Origin of the sequence: Bacillus sp. FSL K6-1284 (assembly GCF_038002625.1) — a bacterium.
GTDB lineage: Bacteria > Bacillota > Bacilli > Bacillales > Bacillaceae > Bacillus > Bacillus paralicheniformis.
Genome location: NZ_JBBOCW010000001.1, coordinates 2946211 through 2963797 on the forward strand (window position 1 = coordinate 2946211; position 17587 = coordinate 2963797).

17 protein-coding genes are annotated in these 17587 nt (G+C 46.9%); 2 read left to right on the top strand and 15 right to left on the bottom strand.

Going from position 1 to position 17587, the window contains the following annotated elements; translation table 11 throughout:
* Positions 1-12 precede the first annotated feature (12 nt).
* From MHB72_RS15090 to MHB72_RS15105, 4 genes are all read right to left on the bottom strand, one after another.
* Positions 13-3237, bottom strand: a complete 3225-nt coding sequence (locus tag MHB72_RS15090; RefSeq protein WP_216919910.1) for a bifunctional cytochrome P450/NADPH--P450 reductase — start codon at positions 3235-3237, stop codon at positions 13-15.
* Between the two features lie 33 nt (positions 3238-3270).
* Entirely contained in the window at positions 3271-3846 is a 576-nt protein-coding gene (locus MHB72_RS15095; protein WP_216919908.1) for a TetR/AcrR family transcriptional regulator, read from the bottom strand.
* A 264-nt stretch (positions 3847-4110) separates the two neighbouring features.
* The gene (locus MHB72_RS15100; RefSeq protein ID WP_216919906.1) at positions 4111-7254 is read right to left on the bottom strand and encodes a S8 family peptidase; all 3144 of its coding nucleotides are present in this window, start codon (positions 7252-7254) and stop codon (positions 4111-4113) included.
* A gap of 170 nt (positions 7255-7424) precedes the next feature.
* On the bottom strand, positions 7425-8030 hold the full coding sequence (locus tag MHB72_RS15105) for a class I SAM-dependent methyltransferase (protein WP_025811068.1): 606 nt from the start codon (positions 8028-8030) through the stop codon (positions 7425-7427).
* Positions 8031-8311: 281 nt separating this feature from the next.
* Here MHB72_RS15105 and MHB72_RS15110 point away from each other — a divergent pair, with 281 nt between their 5' ends.
* Positions 8312-8473, top strand: a complete 162-nt coding sequence (locus MHB72_RS15110; protein WP_020452380.1) for a YjcZ family sporulation protein — start codon at positions 8312-8314, stop codon at positions 8471-8473.
* 96 nt (positions 8474-8569) lie between these two features.
* Here the strand turns inward: MHB72_RS15110 and MHB72_RS15115 are convergent, their stop codons facing one another.
* The 7 genes from MHB72_RS15115 to MHB72_RS15145 all read right to left on the bottom strand — a co-directional run bounded on the left by MHB72_RS15115 (position 8570) and on the right by MHB72_RS15145 (position 13245).
* A complete protein-coding gene (locus tag MHB72_RS15115) occupies positions 8570-8719 on the bottom strand; it encodes a hypothetical protein (protein ID WP_164468297.1) in 150 nt (49 codons plus the stop codon).
* Positions 8720-8891: 172 nt separating this feature from the next.
* Complete coding sequence (locus MHB72_RS15120) at positions 8892-9041, bottom strand: YrzI family small protein (protein WP_020452381.1); 150 nt, start codon at positions 9039-9041, stop codon at positions 8892-8894.
* A 405-nt stretch (positions 9042-9446) separates the two neighbouring features.
* A complete protein-coding gene (locus MHB72_RS15125) occupies positions 9447-9680 on the bottom strand; it encodes a YrhC family protein (RefSeq protein ID WP_011198155.1) in 234 nt (77 codons plus the stop codon).
* A gap of 87 nt (positions 9681-9767) precedes the next feature.
* Positions 9768-10910: a bifunctional cystathionine gamma-lyase/homocysteine desulfhydrase gene (locus MHB72_RS15130; RefSeq protein WP_216919904.1), complete on the bottom strand. Its 1143-nt coding sequence runs from the start codon at positions 10908-10910 to the stop codon at positions 9768-9770.
* A gap of 1 nt (position 10911) precedes the next feature.
* Positions 10912-11835: a PLP-dependent cysteine synthase family protein gene (locus MHB72_RS15135; protein WP_216919903.1), complete on the bottom strand. Its 924-nt coding sequence runs from the start codon at positions 11833-11835 to the stop codon at positions 10912-10914.
* Positions 11836-11886: 51 nt separating this feature from the next.
* A complete protein-coding gene (gene mtnN / locus MHB72_RS15140) occupies positions 11887-12582 on the bottom strand; it encodes a 5'-methylthioadenosine/S-adenosylhomocysteine nucleosidase (RefSeq protein WP_020452384.1) in 696 nt (231 codons plus the stop codon).
* 21 nt (positions 12583-12603) lie between these two features.
* Entirely contained in the window at positions 12604-13245 is a 642-nt protein-coding gene (locus MHB72_RS15145) for a class I SAM-dependent DNA methyltransferase (RefSeq protein WP_103749536.1), read from the bottom strand.
* 189 nt (positions 13246-13434) lie between these two features.
* On the opposite strand from MHB72_RS15145, the gene MHB72_RS15150 reads away from it, so the two are divergent.
* On the top strand, positions 13435-13638 hold the full coding sequence (locus MHB72_RS15150; protein ID WP_023855370.1) for a YrzA family protein: 204 nt from the start codon (positions 13435-13437) through the stop codon (positions 13636-13638).
* A gap of 38 nt (positions 13639-13676) precedes the next feature.
* Here the strand turns inward: MHB72_RS15150 and MHB72_RS15155 are convergent, their stop codons facing one another.
* From MHB72_RS15155 to udk, 4 genes are all read right to left on the bottom strand, one after another.
* Complete coding sequence (locus tag MHB72_RS15155) at positions 13677-14369, bottom strand: YrrS family protein (protein ID WP_020452387.1); 693 nt, start codon at positions 14367-14369, stop codon at positions 13677-13679.
* A 58-nt stretch (positions 14370-14427) separates the two neighbouring features.
* The gene (locus MHB72_RS15160; protein WP_340903201.1) at positions 14428-16182 is read right to left on the bottom strand and encodes a peptidoglycan D,D-transpeptidase FtsI family protein; all 1755 of its coding nucleotides are present in this window, start codon (positions 16180-16182) and stop codon (positions 14428-14430) included.
* 54 nt (positions 16183-16236) lie between these two features.
* Positions 16237-16713: a transcription elongation factor GreA gene (gene greA, locus MHB72_RS15165; RefSeq protein ID WP_020452389.1), complete on the bottom strand. Its 477-nt coding sequence runs from the start codon at positions 16711-16713 to the stop codon at positions 16237-16239.
* Positions 16714-16951: 238 nt separating this feature from the next.
* Positions 16952-17587 carry a uridine kinase gene (gene udk, locus MHB72_RS15170; protein WP_020452390.1) on the bottom strand — a complete coding sequence of 212 codons (636 nt, stop codon included), beginning with the start codon at positions 17585-17587 and terminating at the stop codon, positions 16952-16954.

The following is a 17587-nucleotide window of genomic DNA, read 5'->3' on the forward strand; positions in this document are numbered from 1 at the left end:
CCTCTTTTTGTTTTACGTACTTGCGATGCTGTCCGCATTCACGTTATGTTGAGAAACGCCGCCGTCCCACACATCCTTTACATAGCGCCCTTCTTCCAAAAGTGCGGACAGCCAGCTTTGCGACTCTTCCTGGCTCGCTCCCTGTACAATCCGATATGCCTCGCACAAAGCTTGTTCAACAGCGGGAGCCATGTGGCTTCCGTCTCCGCACACATACAGGCGGCCGCCTTCGTTCAACAAGTGAATCAGCATGTCTGCATCCTCTCTGAGCAAATCTTGCACATATGTTTTCGGACGGCCTTCAAGCCTGGAAAACGCTGTATGCAAATGGACGATTCCGTCCTTTTCCGCTTGCTCCAATTCGTCTCGATACAGAAAATCTTCATTCGGACGGCGGCAGCCGAAGTACAAATGCGCTTCACCGAGCTTTATCCCGGTTTCGCGCTGGAGACGGCGCGCCTGAAGAAATCCGCGGTAAGGTGCGATTCCGGTGCCCGGTCCGACCATGATCATCGGTGTTTCAGGATCTTCAGGAAGCCTGAAGCCTGACTGGGGCTCCCTGATGAAACAAGAAATCGCATCTTTCGGCTCAAGGCCTGCGAGATAGTTCGATGCAACCCCCTTATATTGCCCGCGGCCGCTCAATGCCGGGCCGCTTACGACAGAGACGGTGATGCTTGTTTGCCGAGGGTTAAGCTGCGGCGAACTGGAAATCGAGTAATACCTCGGTTTTAGCGGAGGCAGAAGCGCCAGAAAGCGGGCGAACGGCAGTTCACAGGCCGGGTATTGCTCAAGCAGGTCAAGCATTGTCAGCCGTTTTTTCAACACTTGATTCTTATAGACGTCATCTTTCAGCAGGTCTTCAAGCTCGCGCTGATGAGGCGGACATACAGTATGTGCCGCCAACTCGCGAATCTGGGCCCTTGCAGCCGGTTCCTGCAGCTCGACACAATGTTGAAAAAGATCCTTGACATGAACGGGCCGCTCCAAAGGCAAATGTGATGCTTGACTCCGGCCGCTGATCATAATTTGTTCATTTCCGTTCAGCCCAAACCGCTGAAAAACGCGTTCAATCAGCACCTCGCTGTTTTGCGGAAGCACCCCGAGATGGTCTCCCTCCTGATATGCGGTACCTTCAGGAAGCGATATTTCAATATGCCTCGTGCTTCTCCCGCTCTCTTCACACTGCAGTTCCCGATTTGCCGATATTTTCGCTGTAAACACTTGATAAGCTTTAGCCAGCGGCGAAGCCGCAGGTGCGCTTACAAACTCGACAGATATGGCTTGTCTGTCTGTTTCTGTTTGATTCGGCTCGGGTTCGGACAATGAAAATTCGGTTCTTAAAAGCGGCCACAGATCGTTTTTCCATGACTCAAACTGTCCTTCAAAATCATCGCCTGCGTCCCCTTCTCCAAGCTTGTGCAGCCTTTGGGCGCCTCTTTTTTCCAATGCGCTGTCAATCAGGCGCGGAATCCGCTGGTAGGTGCTGGCCCAGCTCCGGTTACCGCATCCGAATACCGCATATTTGACACCGTGCAAATCGCCTGTCTGATCATGCTCAAGCCAATGGACAAATTCCCTTGCGCAATCGGGCGGGTTTCCGTTATAGGAAGCCGTCACAATAATAACAGCCCCTTCTGCCGGGAGGTCGCCTGAATATTGATCAAGCTCCGCCATCCGGCTTCGATATCCTTGCTCACGCGCTTCTTCAGCAAGCTCCTTTGCAACCTCTTCGGCTGTGCCGAGATTTGAACCGTAGAGCACAAGGAGAGGGGTTCCGTGCGTATTTTCCGCAGCCGGTGCGGAAGGCTTTTCTTCCTGCCGCATGTTCTCTTCAGGTTGAGCACCCGGCGTCACCATCATTGCTTCTTTTTTCCTCGGCCTTACCCTGATTGTGAAGCCATCCGGTTTTAATGTCAGCGATTCTTTGATCTTCAATTGATAGTTTGCATGATCTTCAAGATCAAAGTACTGAAGAATCATGCCGAGCACAAGCGTCGCTTCGTGAAGGGCAAACTGCATGCCGATGCATGCCCTTTGGCCGTTGCCAAACGGTTTGTATGCGTGCGCCGGAATGCTGTCCATCTGCTCGAACCGTTCAGGCCGGAACGCCTCGGCATCTTCTCCCCAGACGCTTTGATCCCTGTGCAGCTTTGGGATGAGCACTGTGACGCTCTGGCCTTTCGGAATCAAGTATTTTCCCCCGATAACTGTTTCGTCTTTTGCGTAAAGAGAAAAAGCCGGCGCCGTCGGCCAAAGCCTTATCGATTCATTCAAAATCATTCGAATGTATTTCAGCTGCTGAACCTGTTTGTAGGAAGGAACGGGATCGGTCAGCACGCGGTCCGCTTCTTCATACGCTTTCTTAAGCTTATCCGGATGCTTCAGGAGCAGATAGATCGCAAACGATAATAAACCGCTCGTCGTCTCGTGCCCGGCGATCAAAAACGTAATGATTTGATAGCGGATATTCTCATCATCCAGTTTTTCGCCGGTCTCAGGGTCTTTCGCATGAAGCATAAGCGATAAAAGGTCATTTCCGCTTTCGCCGCCGGCCTGCTTCCGGTCAGCGATGATCCGGTCAACAAGAGAAAACATCGACTCAACATCGCTGTCAAACTGACGCTTCGTTTGGACCATCAGCTTATCCTGCAGCGGAAAGCGCTTCGTCTGTCTCATCGCTTCGCTCAAACCCCGGACCATGCTCTCGATAAACGGATGCTGCCCTTCGCGGTAGAAGCTGTTAAATCGGTAGTTAAATCCGCATAAGCCGATCGTATCCAGCGTCAGCCGCGTCATATCATCCGGTACGTCAATACTTTCATCCGGATTGAGACGGGACCATTTTTGGATGAGCTGGACGGCGATGTCCTGCATCATGGGATGGTATCCCTTCATCGCTTTTTGGCTGAAGCTCGGCAGAAGGATATTGTGGGCTTTCCGCCAATTGGGTTCCTTCGTCCAGCTCGTAAACAGCCCGTCTCCGCTGAACTCGCGAACTTTCAATAGCCCCTTCCCCATGTTTTTGTCAAACCGGGATTCGTCAGAGACTTCTTTAACCAGTTCATGGCTGGACACAAATACCCCAATCGCATCCGCAAACTTAAATTGAAAGATAGGCCCCATCTCATCCGCGATTTTCCAAAGAGACTGGGAGACCTTGTTTTTGTCAAGCAAAGGCAGGTTGCCGAGCGGTCCGTAAGTTTTAGGGATTGGAATTCCATTTAACGTGTTCATGAAAATCATCCTTTCTGTTTTGAAAAAAGCTTTTCATCCATGATGTTTGACAGCATGCCAGGAACATTCTTCAATCTCTTTGATCAGTCCGGTAGGATCTTCGATTTCCCCGGCCCTTACCAATTTCTGAATATGAACGAACGCCCCGAATATCACAGCCGACAAGATGTGAGAAGGCAAGGGGCGAATCACGCCGGCCGCTTTCCCTTTTTCAAAAAATAAATAGACGAAATCCAGCAGTTCGTTTAAGACTTCACGGCTTTTCTCTGTCAGGTAATGAGAGGTTTTGTCAATTTCCAAAAAATAAAGCGCATGGACATTTTCCTGAGAAAACTCGAAAAGGCAGCGGAAAATATGCTGAAATTGTTTTTTTATCCCTGCTGAATCTTCAGGATAGTCCTCCTCAATCTTTTCTTTAAATCTCTTCACACTGTCTTGGAACAAGACGTTCACAAGGTCTTCCTTGCTGTCAAAGTAGCGGTAGATGGTGCCTGCACCGACGTTTGCCTTCTCGGCAATCATCGGAATGGTTGCGGCGTCAAAGCCACGGTCTGCGAAAAGGACGAGCGAAGCCTCGATAATCTTCTGATATTTGCTTTCCGATTCCATTGATTTTGCCCTCCAAGCCAGCGGAATGAACGTTCATTCCGCTTTTCCAATACATTCACTTTTTGACAGAACACTCGAAAATTCCTTTTTTAATATAAAATTTTTTAAAAGAAAACAAAAAAAGGGAGAATAGACCCAACTGTTGACATGAGTTGAAATTCATAAATCGAATGGAGGCAGTGCGGCTGTTTAATAGTATTCTTATATATTAATTTCGATTAAAAAAGAGGAACTGATATGTCATCAGTTCCCTCTGCCATCGGATTATTTTGCTTGTTTGACTTTTAATATGCTCGCTTTGCTCGTATTGCCGGCTTTATCTTTTGCAGTGACCGCTAAAACAGTGTTTGCCTTTTGTTTTTTTATTTTAACGGAAAACGCGCCTTTTTTATCGGCCTTGCCGGTTCCAAGCGTTTTCTTTCCTGCTTTGACGGTGATGGCGGCGTTTGCCTCTGCTTTCCCCTTAACGGCCGTGCTCTTGTTTGTTACCGTATTCACTTTTGGCGCGGGCGGGGGAGTTTTGTCAAGCACAGTGACGGCTTTCGCTTTGCTGACATTCCCGGCTTTATCCTTTGCTGTTACACTGATGACCGTTCCGGCTTTTTGCCTGCTGATTTTCAGCTTGTATTCACCTTTTCCGTTCGCTTTACCGGAAGCGATCGTCTTTCCTTTTACTTTTGCGCTGACTTGCGCGTTTGCTTCTGTTTTTCCCTGAATCACCGTACTTTTATCGGAAACCGGATAAACTTTCGGGGCGCCTGGCGGGATAACATCAGCAACCGTCATTTTAACATCGCCGCTTTCTCTGTAGTCATCAGCAGATGCGGAGACATACAAAACGGCATATTCTTTTTGCTTATTGATGTTCACTTTAAACGCTCCGGATGCATCCGCTTTGCCTTGCGCGATCACTTTTTTGGACGCGTTTTTCACTTTGATCGTGTAGCCGGCTGCCGTTTTCCCCGTTACGGCAGTATCTTTGTTCGTGATGCGTTTGACGGAAGGGTTTTTCGGCGCTTTTTCCACGACGGTTCTGAGCGAGGCTTCCGCCTGATAACCCGATGCCGCGATATGAAGAACTTGCCCCGCCTTCTGGGCCGGAATTTTCACTGAAAACGCGCCTGATTTTCCGGCTGTTCCCGTGCCCAATACTTGCTTCCCTCGCAAGATTTTGACCGCCACACCGCTTTTGGCTGTGCCTGTCACTGCCGTATGGCGGTTTAAAACGGGATGAACCTTCATGTTCAGCTCAAAAACGCTGGCTGCGTGATAAACATTCAGCCTCCCCCACCCGGAAACGAAATCATAACCAGGGATTTGAGCAGCCGGTTCTAAATCCAGATCATAGTCCGGGTTGGGATTATCCTGTTCTTCAAATACCACATCTGCTGTCGTCTCGGTCAATAGCTTTGCGACTTGCTTTGGTTTCAAAGATGGATTCTGTGACAAAAGAAGTCCTGCTGCAGCTGCAACATGCGGCGCCGCCATGGATGTTCCGCTCATAAAAGTGACATTTCCGTCCGGAACGAGGCTTGGAATATCGGTTCCCGGCGCCACCATATCGAGACCTTTTCCATAATTGGAATAGTCCGAGACGAGATCGAGGTTATTGGTCGCCCCGACTGAAAGCGTATATTTCGAAGATGCCGGGTACGAAATCTCCGACACTCCGTCATTGCCGGTGGCGGCAACGATCGTCACATTTTTGGACGCCGCGTATTTGAGCGCATATTCCATCACCCTGCTGTATGGTCCGCCAAGGCTTAAATTAATGACTTTTGCACCGTGGTCGGCAGCATAGATGATGCCGTTGGCAATCTGTTCCGTATCTCCGCTTCCTGAAGAATCCAGCACTTTGACAGGCAGGATTTTGGCATAGGCATTGATTCCCGCCATTGAAAAATGGTTGTCTTGCGCAGCTGCGATGATGCCTGACACGTGTGTGCCGTGGCCATTGTCATCCATCGCGTCCGCGGTGCGGCTGATATAGTTATAGCCTTCGTCTTTTTTGACGCTGCCGCTTAAATCGGCAAGCGTATGATCAACACCCGTATCGACAACGGCGATTACTGTATCTCTCAGCTTTTTGCCTTTCATCAGTTTTTGAAGCTGTTCAAATTGTATGTCTGCATTCGCAGCACGGTTTTTGCCGTTATTTTTGAGCGACCATTGATATGGATACTGGGTGTCCGCTGACAGTGCTTCATATTGCTGAACCTGTTCGACGAATTCCACTTCAGGCATCTTGGCAATCTTGGCTGCTGCCGTCTGATATTGCTTTGCCGCCGCTTTGAATCCGGCTGAACGGCTTTCCTTCATTTCCACAACGTACATATCTTTAAATTTCGTTTTACTTTTACCAAGTGGTTCTAATGCCTTGACGCCGGAAGATTGGGCTTTAGATTTGAAAGAACCCAGTTTTTTGCCGTCTTTCAATTTTACAATATAGCGTTTTTCAGGGGCGCTTGATGTAGCTGTCGCCATCCCCGCTTTCTCCAGCACAGCCGATACTTTGCTGCCTGTTAATTGTTCGATGCCGATGTCTTTTGCCACTTGATCCAGCTGTTTTTTCAGCGACTCGGGAACGGACTCGCGCGATGTTTCGTACAGACGGCTGATCGCTTTTTGATCATCATTCGTAATGGTGTATGCGCTCTCTTTTCCGTTTTTTGCGACATCGGAAAACAGCGGCTTCAGCTGCACCAAGTCTTTGTAGACACTGTCTCTCATCGATTTGTTAAAGAGCATTTTTGCGCTGATGAATGGAGCTGCTTTATAGTAAAGGGAAGACAGCTCTTTTCCTTTTTCAGTTTTTGAAAGAACTTCATCCCTGATCGTTCTTAACTGTTTTAATATGCCCTTGCCGGTTTCCCTTTCGGAGACGCTTAATTCTGCAGGACACTCTTCTTCCGCCTCCTGGTTTGCCGGAGGCAGGGTGACGCCTTCATAGCTGATGGTGTAAGAAATATCTGTAATTGAAGTGGTTTCGTTTTCCTCATCATGGTGATTTTCTACTTTTATGTAGTAAGGACCTTTCCAGGCAATCGGAAAATCGATTAAAGCGGGATTATTTTCATAGGAGTAGCCGTTGTATCTGTCAAACGTTTGGTGATCAGCTGCGTTTTCCAGGCTGGAGTAAACGGAAATGTTCAGCTCTGCATCTGATTTCAGTTTAACGCGGAAATGCGTGTGGTTTGCGATTTCCTGATTTGAAGGATTGATTTTATACCAATGCACCTCATCATCGCTTTGAAATGACGCTTCAACTGGGGACGCGCCGGTCAGTGTGGTTTCGTTAATCGGAACGCTGTCTTCGGCCGCCATAGTCTTCGGTAGAGGCAGCTGGCCAAAAATCAATGCAACAAGGAGAAAGAAAGCAATTGAACTTTTCACGATCCTTTTGTTCATAAATACCTCCGGAAAATATAGTAAAAACGTTCACTTTGATATTAAACCATGTTTGCTATGTTATTGGAATACTTTTCTTTAAAAATCAAAAATATGATATTTAAGATCTGGTTTCAACTCTATCAAACATAAAAAATCCCTCTCGTATGAAAGGGATGATCGTACAAAGCTCACGATTTTACCGCAGAAATGCAGCAGTCATTTTCGTTCATATGTACCGTGATGTCTCTGAAATGGCTTTCTTCAAGCAGTTGCTTGATTTGCTCTTCTGAGTATAAGGAAAAGCCTTTTGTTTTTTTCGATTTTTTCATTTGCCCTTCCAGATGGACGGCGAGAAACAGCGTGCCGTCAACCTGTAAAACACGGTAAATTTCTTTTAATGCTTGTTTGAAATCCGTCCAAAAATAAAGGGTGTGGACTGAATATACTTTATGAAAAGAACGGTCCGGATAAGGAATGTTTTCGGCATGGCCGAGCTTCAATTCGGCTTTTCCTTCTTCTTTCATATGACGGATTCGCCGCATCCCTTGCTTGACCATGCTTTTTGAAGCGTCTATGCCGCAGGCTTTGCCGCTTTCAAGCATCTCCGCGATCTGATAAAGCGCCGCTCCGCTTCCCGTTCCGATTTCAAGGATGCGCTCATGCGGACAGACATCCATTAAATTGATGGTCCATTCGTTTATATCATGATTTCCGTTTTCCATATATGACGCGACCCATTTCGACAAAATGCCTCTCGGGCTCCGCAATTGTTTTCCAAGCCATTGTTCAAACACGTTATAACACCTGCTTTAATATCTAATTAGCCCGGTTTTTCAGGTTGCAAATCGTTCAAACGGGCCTTTCACCACTCATATCGGTCAATAAACCGAATATTAAAAGCATTAGCAAAAATAACTGCATTCTTTTGTTACATTCCATAACTAGACGGCTTCAGCTTTGAAAATGTTTCGCTTTAAGAAAACTGTTTTTTTAATGAATTGGTCTATCCGCCCTTTCCACAACTCAAACCCATGCATAGTATATATGGAATTTTCACTAAAAGGTGGTGCTATTTATGGGCTTTGGTTACGGCGGCGGATGCTGCGGCGGCTGGGGTGGCTACCCTGGCGGATACGGCGGTGGATACGGCGGCGGATACGGCTATGGAGGCGGATTCGCGCTTGTTGTGGTTCTATTCATTCTGTTAATTATCATCGGCGCTTGTTACGTCTGCTAAATGAACAGGAGGGGGGCTTTAAATCCCCCCTTTTTATTTTGCCATTCAGTTTGTCCACATGAAAAAGAGCAGAAAACAAACGTTTTCTGCTCTTTCTCAATAATACCAATAATGCGGCCAATACCCGAATTGGCGCGCCATCTCCATTCTTTGGCGCCGGTACGGATTACCGTATCCGTGCTTGAAAGAATGAGGCATTGATGTATACCCGTGGCCGATAAAAGGCATTCTGCCGTTTTTCTGCATGCTTTTCACCCGCATTCATTGAATTGCTTGCTTCATATTATGCAGAAAAGCGGAGATGCGGAACTCGTTTCAGCCCCGGCTAAACCTGGTCCTTCTCCCGAGTGTAATGTGCCAACAGTTCCCTTCTATGCATCATCTTGATCTCCTCCTTTATTTTTTTTCGCGCTTTAAGCTAGCGCTGGCTGTTCATGTAAAGATATTTCAGCTGCAGGTCTTTCATTTCGTTGTACATTTGTTCGATTTCGTATTCTCGCTCGTACTCTTCCGGACTTTTAAATCGTCTCTGAATGGTTAGTGTTAAGAAGAATAGATTTATTGTCACATCGCTCACCTCCTTTCAAGTTCGCTAAAAACAAAAACAGCCCGCAGATTATCTGACAAACCTGCGGGCGCAAACAAAAACCGCCAGATAAAAACGAATCGAGTCTTTATCTTGCGGGAGGAGCAGCGTATGATTATGCCTAACTTCCTAACGGACCAGCTGTGCTGAAAAAGCATCGGTTAAGGAAGTGCACAATCTCTCCCACAGGTTTGATGAATCATGATATTGGCGTTCACAAAGTCTAATGTATGTAGTCAGTGCTGGTTTCATGTTCATCAACCTCCTTTGCTTTTTGTTTACTTTGTAAGTATATCCATCAAATTCCTGTTTGTAAACCGTTTTTTTAATAAATGGACGGATTGATCAAACAAAAAAAGCGGAGAGCCCCTCTCTGAGTCTCTCCGCTTACGATTCTTCCATCTCATCTAATTGTCTTTTATATTTAAGCGAGCGCTTCACACAATAGAAGGCTCCTCCCAAAAAGCCGCATGTCGCGAGCATCATTGTCATCTTTTGGCCGGTTTCCAAACCTTGTCCGGGAATGACCGATCCGATATATAAAAATGCGCTTACGCTGAGAAGCGTAAAAGCAAACTGCTTATAGTCTTCCATCAGCGATTTGACTTTTTTCTTCTGCATGTCATGATCACCTGCTTTTGTTTCATAATGGATATGATTCAGGATAACATAGATTGACAGATGACCAGACATGTAAATTCAGCCATTTTAAGAAATCAGGGCCAGCGCTTGCTGCAAGTCTTCTAACAGATCGTCAATATCTTCTACCCCGGCGGAAATGCGGATCAATCCGTCTGTAATGCCAAGCTCCAGCCGGCGTTCACGTGGGATCGAAGCGTGAGTCATCCGCGCCGGCACTGAAATCAGGCTTTCAACCGCGCCAAGGCTTTCGGCAATCGTAAACCATTTCAGACGGCCAAGGACAATGTCCACGTTCTCTTCTTTTCCGATATCAAACGAGATCATGCCGCCGAAGCCCGTGCTTTGCCGCTTGGCAAGCTCATGTCCCGGATGGGACGGCAGCCCTGGATAATAAACCTTTTTGACGGCCGGATGATCATCTAAAAAAGCTGCGATTTTCCTGGCATTTTGCTCATGCGCTTCCATTCTCAAGCCAAGGGTTTTCATCCCCCTCATTAAGAGCCAGGAATCCTGAGGCCCGAGAATCCCGCCTGTAGAATTTTGAATGAAATGGATCTCTTCTGCGAGTTCCTTCGAGGTTGTCACAACCAGTCCGCCGACGACATCGCTGTGTCCGCCCAAGTACTTCGTCGCGCTGTGAAGGACGATATCGGCTCCCAACGAGATTGGGTTTTGAAAATACGGTGTGTAGAAGGTGTTGTCGACAATCAGCAACAGGCCGTGCTTTTTCGCTGTTTCAGCGGCTTTCTTGATGTCCGTGATTTTCAATAAAGGATTTGTCGGCGTCTCAACATAAATCGCTTTTGTATTCGGCTTGATCGCTTTTTCGATGTCTTCAATGCTGCTCGTATCACTGAAGGTCGCTTCAATGCCGATGCGATTCATCACCTTTGTCATCACGCGGTATGTGCCGCCGTATACATCATCTGTCAACACGATGTGATCGCCGCTTTTAAAAAGCATCATGACCGCTGTGATCGCTGCCATCCCAGAGCCGAACGCGTAGCCTGCTTTACCGCCTTCAACATCCGCGATCAAGGATTCGAGCGCCGTTCTTGTCGGATTTCCCGTCCGGGAATATTCGTATCCTGTATGCTGTCCAGCGCGCGGCTGTTTGTACGTGCTGACTTGGTAAATAGGAACCGATACCGCTCCTGTTTTTTCGTCTCCTGTAATGCCGCCGTGGATCATTTTCGTTTTTGGCTTCATCTTATATTCCTCCTTCGTAAATTTTTTTACTTAAATAGCGGTCGCTGCTGTCGGGGAAAATTGTCACAATGTTTGTGCCGGCTTTCGCTTTTTCGGCTTCTTTCAACGCGGCAAACAACGCGGCGCCTGATGAGCTTCCGATCAGAAGCCCTTCCTTTTCAGCGGCTTCTTTTACAAGCCGGAACGCCTCTTCGTCAAGCACGGTGTAAATCTCATCGAAATGGCTTTCGTCCATATATTCCGGAATGAATTCCATTCCGATTCCTTCGGTTTTATGTCCGTGCGGTTCTCCTCCGTTTAAAATCGAGCCTTCAGGTTCAACAATAACCGTTTTAATGGACGGATTTTTTTCTTTTAGAAACTTGGCGGTTCCCGCAAATGTCCCGCCTGATCCCGCACCGGCGACGAAGACGTCAATCCGGCCGTCAAGATCATCCCATATTTCCGGGGCGATCGTTTTATAGTAAGCCAATGGATTTACTGGGTTTTTAAACTGCAAAATGCAATAAGAATCAGGAATCTCCTTCTCAAGTTCACGTGCCTTTTCAATCGCACCCTTCATTCCGGCACTTCTGGGGGTATGAACAATTCGAGCGCCGAGCGCTTTCATGATCGACTGTTTTTCCATGCTGAAATGCTCGGGCACGCAAAAAACGGGTCTAATCCTGTGCTTTCTGGCGGCGAGGGCAAGGCCGATTCCCGTATTGCCTGCTGTCGCCTCAATAACCGTTCCACCGGGTTTCAGCTTTCCCGAATCGACGGCTTCAGCAATCATCACTTCTCCGAGCCGGTCTTTAATGCTGCCTCCCGGATTCATCATTTCAAGCTTTGCATATATGTTAACACCGCTGGGGATATGAAAATTCAAAATCTGCAGAAGCGGCGTTTTACCGATCAATTGGGTGATGTCCTTGATCACATTCATGTTCCTTCCTCCTTCAAGAGGTGCAAAACAGAGGGGGGCTCCCCCCTGTTTTTAATTGATTCTTTTGATCATGCGGAGCACAAGATCTGTCGAATGCTTGGCAGCCTGCTCCAAAAATTGGTCAAATGAAATTTCAGACTCTTTTCCGGCGATGTCTGAAAGCGCCCTGATGACAACGAACGGCGTATTAAATTGATAGGAAACCTGTGCGACAGCAGCCGCTTCCATTTCAACCGCGTAAAGATCTGCAAACTTGCCGCGGATGAATGCCACGCGGTCAGGATCGCTCATAAAGGAGTCGCCTGTTGCAATCGTTCCTTTGACAACCTGAATGTGTCCCAGTTCAGACGCTTCGGCTTCCGCCGCTTGGATCAATGTACTGTCGGCCTTGTATGCGGCCGGCAGATTCGGAACCTGTCCATATTCATAATCAAATGCCGTGACATCGACATCATGATGGCGGACTTCGGTCGAGATGACGATGTCTCCGACATTGAGCGAATGATGGAAGCCGCCGGCTGATCCGGTGTTGATGACAACGTCCGGTTTAAAGCGGTCGAGCAGAATCGTCGTGCTCATGGCTGCATTGACTTTGCCGATGCCGGACTTTAAAAGTACGACTTCTTTTCCTTCATAAAATCCGCTGGTAAATTCACAGTTTGCGATGACTTCTTGGTTCGTCTGTTCGAGCTTGCTTCGCAAAATCGTGACTTCTTCTTCCATTGCTCCGATAACTGCGATTTTCATATCTTAAAACTTCCCTTCAAATTACAATTTTGCCGCTTCCATTACCCAGACAAAATCATTATGCTTTTGAAAGGCGATACTGAATTGTTCTGAGGTAAAGATCATTTCCATTTCCGAAAGCGTCGGATAATGTTCCGTTTCAAGGTCTTCCGCCAATTGCAGGAACCCTTTTTCCTTCGCTTTTTTAACAGCGGCAGAGAAGGCTTCCCGATCCTTGAAGACGGTATCAGCAAACACTATTTTACCATGCTTTCCGAGCATTTTTCCATATCGCTTCACAGCCTCCCGTTTCTCTTCGTTTGTCAGGTGGTGAAACGCATAGGAACTGACAATCGTGTCGGGAGAAAACGGCGGTTCCGGAAAGTCGAGAAAGTCTCCGTCAACGATCACTGCAGTCTCCGCTAGCTTTGCCTCGGCAATTTCCCTCATTGCTTTTGAAGGTTCTACACCTGTGACTCCCTTTCCGGCTGCCAGCAATTTTGCAGTCAAATTGCCAGTGCCGACGCCGAATTCAAGAACTTTATGCCCGGAGCGGCTGACGACATCATCCAGAATGCCGTCGTAGTTGCGAAACACTTCTTTGTACTGAAGATCGCGGCCAACTACTGTATCATCATAAGAATTTGCCCAGTTCTCAAATAAAGGAATGAACTCTCTTCCCATTTTATCGTCACTCTCCATCTATTTTTACAATTCCTATAAGTATAGTATGATTTATTTGGTTGATTAGTTCTTATCCTACCACAAGTCATTCGTTTTGGGTACAAAAAAGGCTTGGTTATATTTCCCTTGTCACCCGGACGCTTCTTTGCTTTAATAAAAAATGACTTGAAACGAATGGAGGATTGGTTTATGAACTTCGGGCTCGATCTGATCAAAGATAAAATTGAGTTTTTTGAGGCGCTGAGCTTAGAGGAGCTTGAAAAAAAGATCAGTCAGCAGATTGAAAACAACCAGGCGCTTTTGCTGAGGGTCCATTCGGTTTCCCATCAGACGGCGGTCATTGACGGACGGATCCACTACAGCGCAGTCGTGCATTTTAAAGCCGAATCATAAAAAAAGCGCCCGGTTGTTAAAACCGGACGCTTTTTTCTTTACTTCAACTGTTCAACTTTTGTCGGCTTCCAGCCTTTCCCGTCAACCCAAGTAATGGCTACCTGATATTTGACGCCGGTGTCCTTCGCCTGAATGGTTCCTTTCGCATCTTGCGGGCTGCCGTTGTTTCCGAGCCAGATCAACGTCATGTTATCCTGGGAAACCCCTGTCGCATATGAAATGGCTTCAAGCATTTCTTTCCAGTCTTGTGAAGACGAATCATATGTTGCGGTATGCTGTCCGCTCTGTTGTGTGCCGACAGGCTTCCAGTCAGGATTGATGATCGTTTTTTCAACATTGGCGCTTGAACCGCCTTCTTTTACTTCGGCTCCTTCAAACGGATCATCTGATGTTGATTTGTCCTCGTCTGAAGCAGAGTCTTTATCCTTGTCCGAGTCGGAATCGCTGTCTTCTTTGTCGGCAGAATCGCTTTTTCCTTTGTCCTCATCTTTTACATCTTCGTCAGACGTTTGTTTCTTATTGTCGGAAGCAGGTGCTTCTGTCGTCTGTTCAGAATCGTTTTTCGAAGCATCTTGCTGCGCCTGCTCCTTCGGGCTGTTCATCATCAGACTGCTGGCGACGACAACGATTAATACCAATACGATGCCTATTAAAATGTTAAGCACAAGATTCGCTTTCCTGCGCTTATCACGATTTTCAAAACGAGATTCCCTTGTTTCGCTCAAGTTCATTGCACTCCTTTTTCCCTCTTGCCTCGCTTTCTATTTTATCATCACCTGAGGCATTCTTCTATGTCTGGTTCTTTTCAATTTCATATACTTTTTTAACAATATCATAAAATACGGCATTTGTCGCAGCCTTGCTATCCGGCGTATCCATATGGACGACGACGAGCGCATATTTCGGTTTGTCCGCCGGAAAATAACCTGCGAACCATTTATGATAGAGCGATTTTTTGTCATCTGCCGTCCGGCCTGTCTGAGCTGTGCCCGATTTGCCCGCTACTTCGTACGGAAGATCTCTGAAGCGCCGGCCTGTCCCCTTTTCAGACGTGACGACTTTTCTGAGCAGTTTCTGCAGCTTTTGCGCGGTATACTGATCGATTTTCTCTCCGGGGAGCTTGTGATCTTTAAAAGCCGTCATCAATGTGCCGTTTTTATATTCGATCTGGTCTGCGATCTTGACTTGTTTTTTCTCTCCGCCTCTTGCAATGGTCGCCATCATGTTGGCGATTTCCAACGGGGTCAGCTTCACATTTTTTTGGCCGATGGCGGTCTGGGCTACAGCTTTTTTGACTTTTTTGTCCTTTTCATCCCCCCAGATTGATCCGGCAGTTTCATGATGAAACTGTCTGAACTCATCTTCATGATACAGCTTCCCTTCCCAGCCGACCCGTCCGGTCAGCCCAAGCTTTGCGGCGGTATCTTCGATCACGGAGCTGTTTTTTTCAACGAGCTGCCCAGCAAGTTTTGTAAACGTGTAGTTGCAGCTTTCCGCAAAACTGTCTTCCAAGCTGAGCTTCCCTTTGTCTTCTCCGGCCTCACCGTACAGGTTCAAATTGCAGTTAAAGGTTTTTGACGGATGGTCCAAGCCATTTTCGATCGCTGCCGCGGCAATCACGGTTTTAAAAACCGAGCCGGGATATACCGGTGTCAGCATATAGTTTTGCCTTGTTTTTTGCGATGCCATGTTGAGATCGGGCTTGCTCGCAATCGCCGCCACGCCGTTCGTCTCGATGTCAATCAGAACCGCTCCGCCTTTATCAAGCTGATGCTCAGCCAGTACATCTTCCATTGCCCGCTGAACCTTTTTGTCGATCGTTGTTTTGACTTGCAGCGGGTAAAACGGATTTGCATCTGCCGTATATTTGACGTCCATACCGAACAAAGGGTTTCCCAATCCGTCCACATGATACAACAGTTTTGTATCTTGTTCAGGCAGCAGGAATTCATCAAATGTCCGCTCCATGCCGAAGGTGCCGATTTTCGTGCTGATGGAGAGGCCCTCTTTATCGGGATATTTTCGTCGGAGAAGGTCCGGGTCTTGATTGGTCATACCGAGCGTATGCGAAGCCAGCCTGTTCTTTTCTGTTTCTTCTATGTATACGCCGTAAACGCCGGGATATTTCAGTTTATTGATTTTTTCGAGAGCCGTCTTTGAAATGGACGCTCCTTCATGTTTTGTAAGAATCACAGGTTTTTTCGCATGCTCAAGCTTATTCTCGAGCTCATCTTTTGTCATGTTTAAAATTTCGGCTGCTTCTTCGGCCGGCCATGGCTGATGTTTTAAAAAAGGAAATAAGACGATGGCCGGTTTTTGGCTGACGGACAAAAGTTCGCCGTTCCGATCTAAAAAAGATCCTCTCCCGTCTGAAATCCGAACTTCCTCAGTGCGCTGTTTGACGCTTTCCTGGATTAAGTTCACATTCCGTTTAGAAAAGGATTCGGTAAAAAACAGTTGAATTCCAGCGAGCCTGATCAGCAGAAATAACAGGGCAGCCGAAATGATAATCGACACCCACTTCATGCGCTTTTGCCATTTCATAATAAAAACACCTCATCCACATTGTGGACGAGGTCATCGTTTGCTAAACAAATTTTATGAAATTTTCACAATCTTTACAAGCATTTCGCCGCCCGGTGTTTGAACGGTCACTTCGTCCCCGACCTGTTTGCCGAGAAGGCTTTTCGCGATTGGGGAATCGTTCGAGATTTTTCCTTCAAACGGGTCGGCTTCCGCGCTGCCCACAATGGTATAAGATTCTTCTTCACCGTCAGGAAGCTCCGTAAATGTAACGGTTTTTCCGAGGCCGACGATATCTGAGTTTGCACCATCGTCTTCGATGATCTTTGCGTTGCGGATCATATTGTCAAGGGTTGTGATGCGCCCTTCTACAAAAGCTTGTTCTTCTTTTGCTGAATCGTATTCGGAGTTTTCGGAGAGGTCTCCGAAGCTTCTTGCCACTTTAATACGTTCAACAACTTCTTTACGTTTAACCGTTTTCAAATACTCAAGTTCTTCTTCCAGTTTTTTCTTTCCCGTTTCTGTCATAGGAAATACTTTCTCTTGTGCCATGTTCCTTCACTCCTTCTAGTTGGTTCCTCATCACTTGTATGTGAGGTATAGACTTGAATATACAAGAATGAGGACAACCCTTGTCCCCTTCTTCTCTCCCATATTTGTAAAGTATCATATAAACCGGATGGAAGGCTCCGGTAAATGGTGCTTATACAGTTAAAGAAGGGCTCAGGATGAGAACCCTTCAATTTCTATACATAATATGGTCAGAGTTGTGTTTGTCTATGCTATGTTATTATAAAATCGCGTTTTGTTCAAGAATAGTTTGTATTTTTGTTACCATCAGGTCGATGGCGACGCGGTTTTGTCCGCCCTCCGGAATAATGATATCGGCATAGCGTTTCGTCGGTTCGACAAACTGGTTATGCATCGGTCTGACGACTGAGATGTACTGCTCGATGACAGAATCGATCGAACGTCCTCTTTCTTTTATGTCTCTGACCATCCTTCTGATGATCCGCAGGTCGGCATCCGTATCGACATACAGCTTGATGTCCATTAAGTCGCGGAGCCTTTCATCCTCGAGGACAAGGATTCCTTCCAAAATAATAACATCTTTCGGATCGACGTGCACGACTTCCTCTGAACGCGTATGCAGCTTGTAATCGTAAATCGGCTTTTTGATCGGCTTGTAGGCAAGCAATTCGTTTAAATGCTCGATCAAATAGTCATTATCAAATGCAAGCGGATGGTCGTAGTTCGTGTTCAGCCGCTCTTCAAACGGCAGATGGCTCTGATCTTTATAATATAAATCCTGTTCCAGCATCAAGATCGAATGACCTTTAAACTGTTCATAAATGGATCTGGTGACGCTCGTTTTTCCAGATCCGGAGCCTCCCGCTATGCCGATAACTACCGGTTTTTTCCCCAT

What these genes read in the sequence shown, in the direction of transcription:
- MHB72_RS15090 (WP_216919910.1), bottom strand. Translation starts at nt 3,237, where the DNA reads ATGAACACGTTAAATGGAATTCCAATCCCTAAAACTTACGGACCGCTC.
- MHB72_RS15095 (WP_216919908.1), bottom strand. Translation starts at nt 3,846, where the DNA reads ATGGAATCGGAAAGCAAATATCAGAAGATTATCGAGGCTTCGCTCGTC.
- MHB72_RS15100 (WP_216919906.1), bottom strand. Translation starts at nt 7,254, where the DNA reads ATGAACAAAAGGATCGTGAAAAGTTCAATTGCTTTCTTTCTCCTTGTT.
- MHB72_RS15110 (WP_020452380.1), top strand. Translation starts at nt 8,312, where the DNA reads ATGGGCTTTGGTTACGGCGGCGGATGCTGCGGCGGCTGGGGTGGCTAC.
- MHB72_RS15115 (WP_164468297.1), bottom strand. Translation starts at nt 8,719, where the DNA reads ATGCAGAAAAACGGCAGAATGCCTTTTATCGGCCACGGGTATACATCA.
- MHB72_RS15125 (WP_011198155.1), bottom strand. Translation starts at nt 9,680, where the DNA reads ATGCAGAAGAAAAAAGTCAAATCGCTGATGGAAGACTATAAGCAGTTT.
- MHB72_RS15130 (WP_216919904.1), bottom strand. Translation starts at nt 10,910, where the DNA reads ATGAAGCCAAAAACGAAAATGATCCACGGCGGCATTACAGGAGACGAA.
- MHB72_RS15135 (WP_216919903.1), bottom strand. Translation starts at nt 11,835, where the DNA reads ATGAATGTGATCAAGGACATCACCCAATTGATCGGTAAAACGCCGCTT.
- mtnN (WP_020452384.1), bottom strand. Translation starts at nt 12,582, where the DNA reads ATGAAAATCGCAGTTATCGGAGCAATGGAAGAAGAAGTCACGATTTTG.
- MHB72_RS15145 (WP_103749536.1), bottom strand. Translation starts at nt 13,245, where the DNA reads ATGGGAAGAGAGTTCATTCCTTTATTTGAGAACTGGGCAAATTCTTAT.
- MHB72_RS15150 (WP_023855370.1), top strand. Translation starts at nt 13,435, where the DNA reads ATGAACTTCGGGCTCGATCTGATCAAAGATAAAATTGAGTTTTTTGAG.
- MHB72_RS15155 (WP_020452387.1), bottom strand. Translation starts at nt 14,369, where the DNA reads ATGAACTTGAGCGAAACAAGGGAATCTCGTTTTGAAAATCGTGATAAG.
- MHB72_RS15160 (WP_340903201.1), bottom strand. Translation starts at nt 16,182, where the DNA reads ATGAAATGGCAAAAGCGCATGAAGTGGGTGTCGATTATCATTTCGGCT.
- greA (WP_020452389.1), bottom strand. Translation starts at nt 16,713, where the DNA reads ATGGCACAAGAGAAAGTATTTCCTATGACAGAAACGGGAAAGAAAAAA.
- udk (WP_020452390.1), bottom strand. Translation starts at nt 17,587, where the DNA reads ATGGGGAAAAAACCGGTAGTTATCGGCATAGCGGGAGGCTCCGGATCT.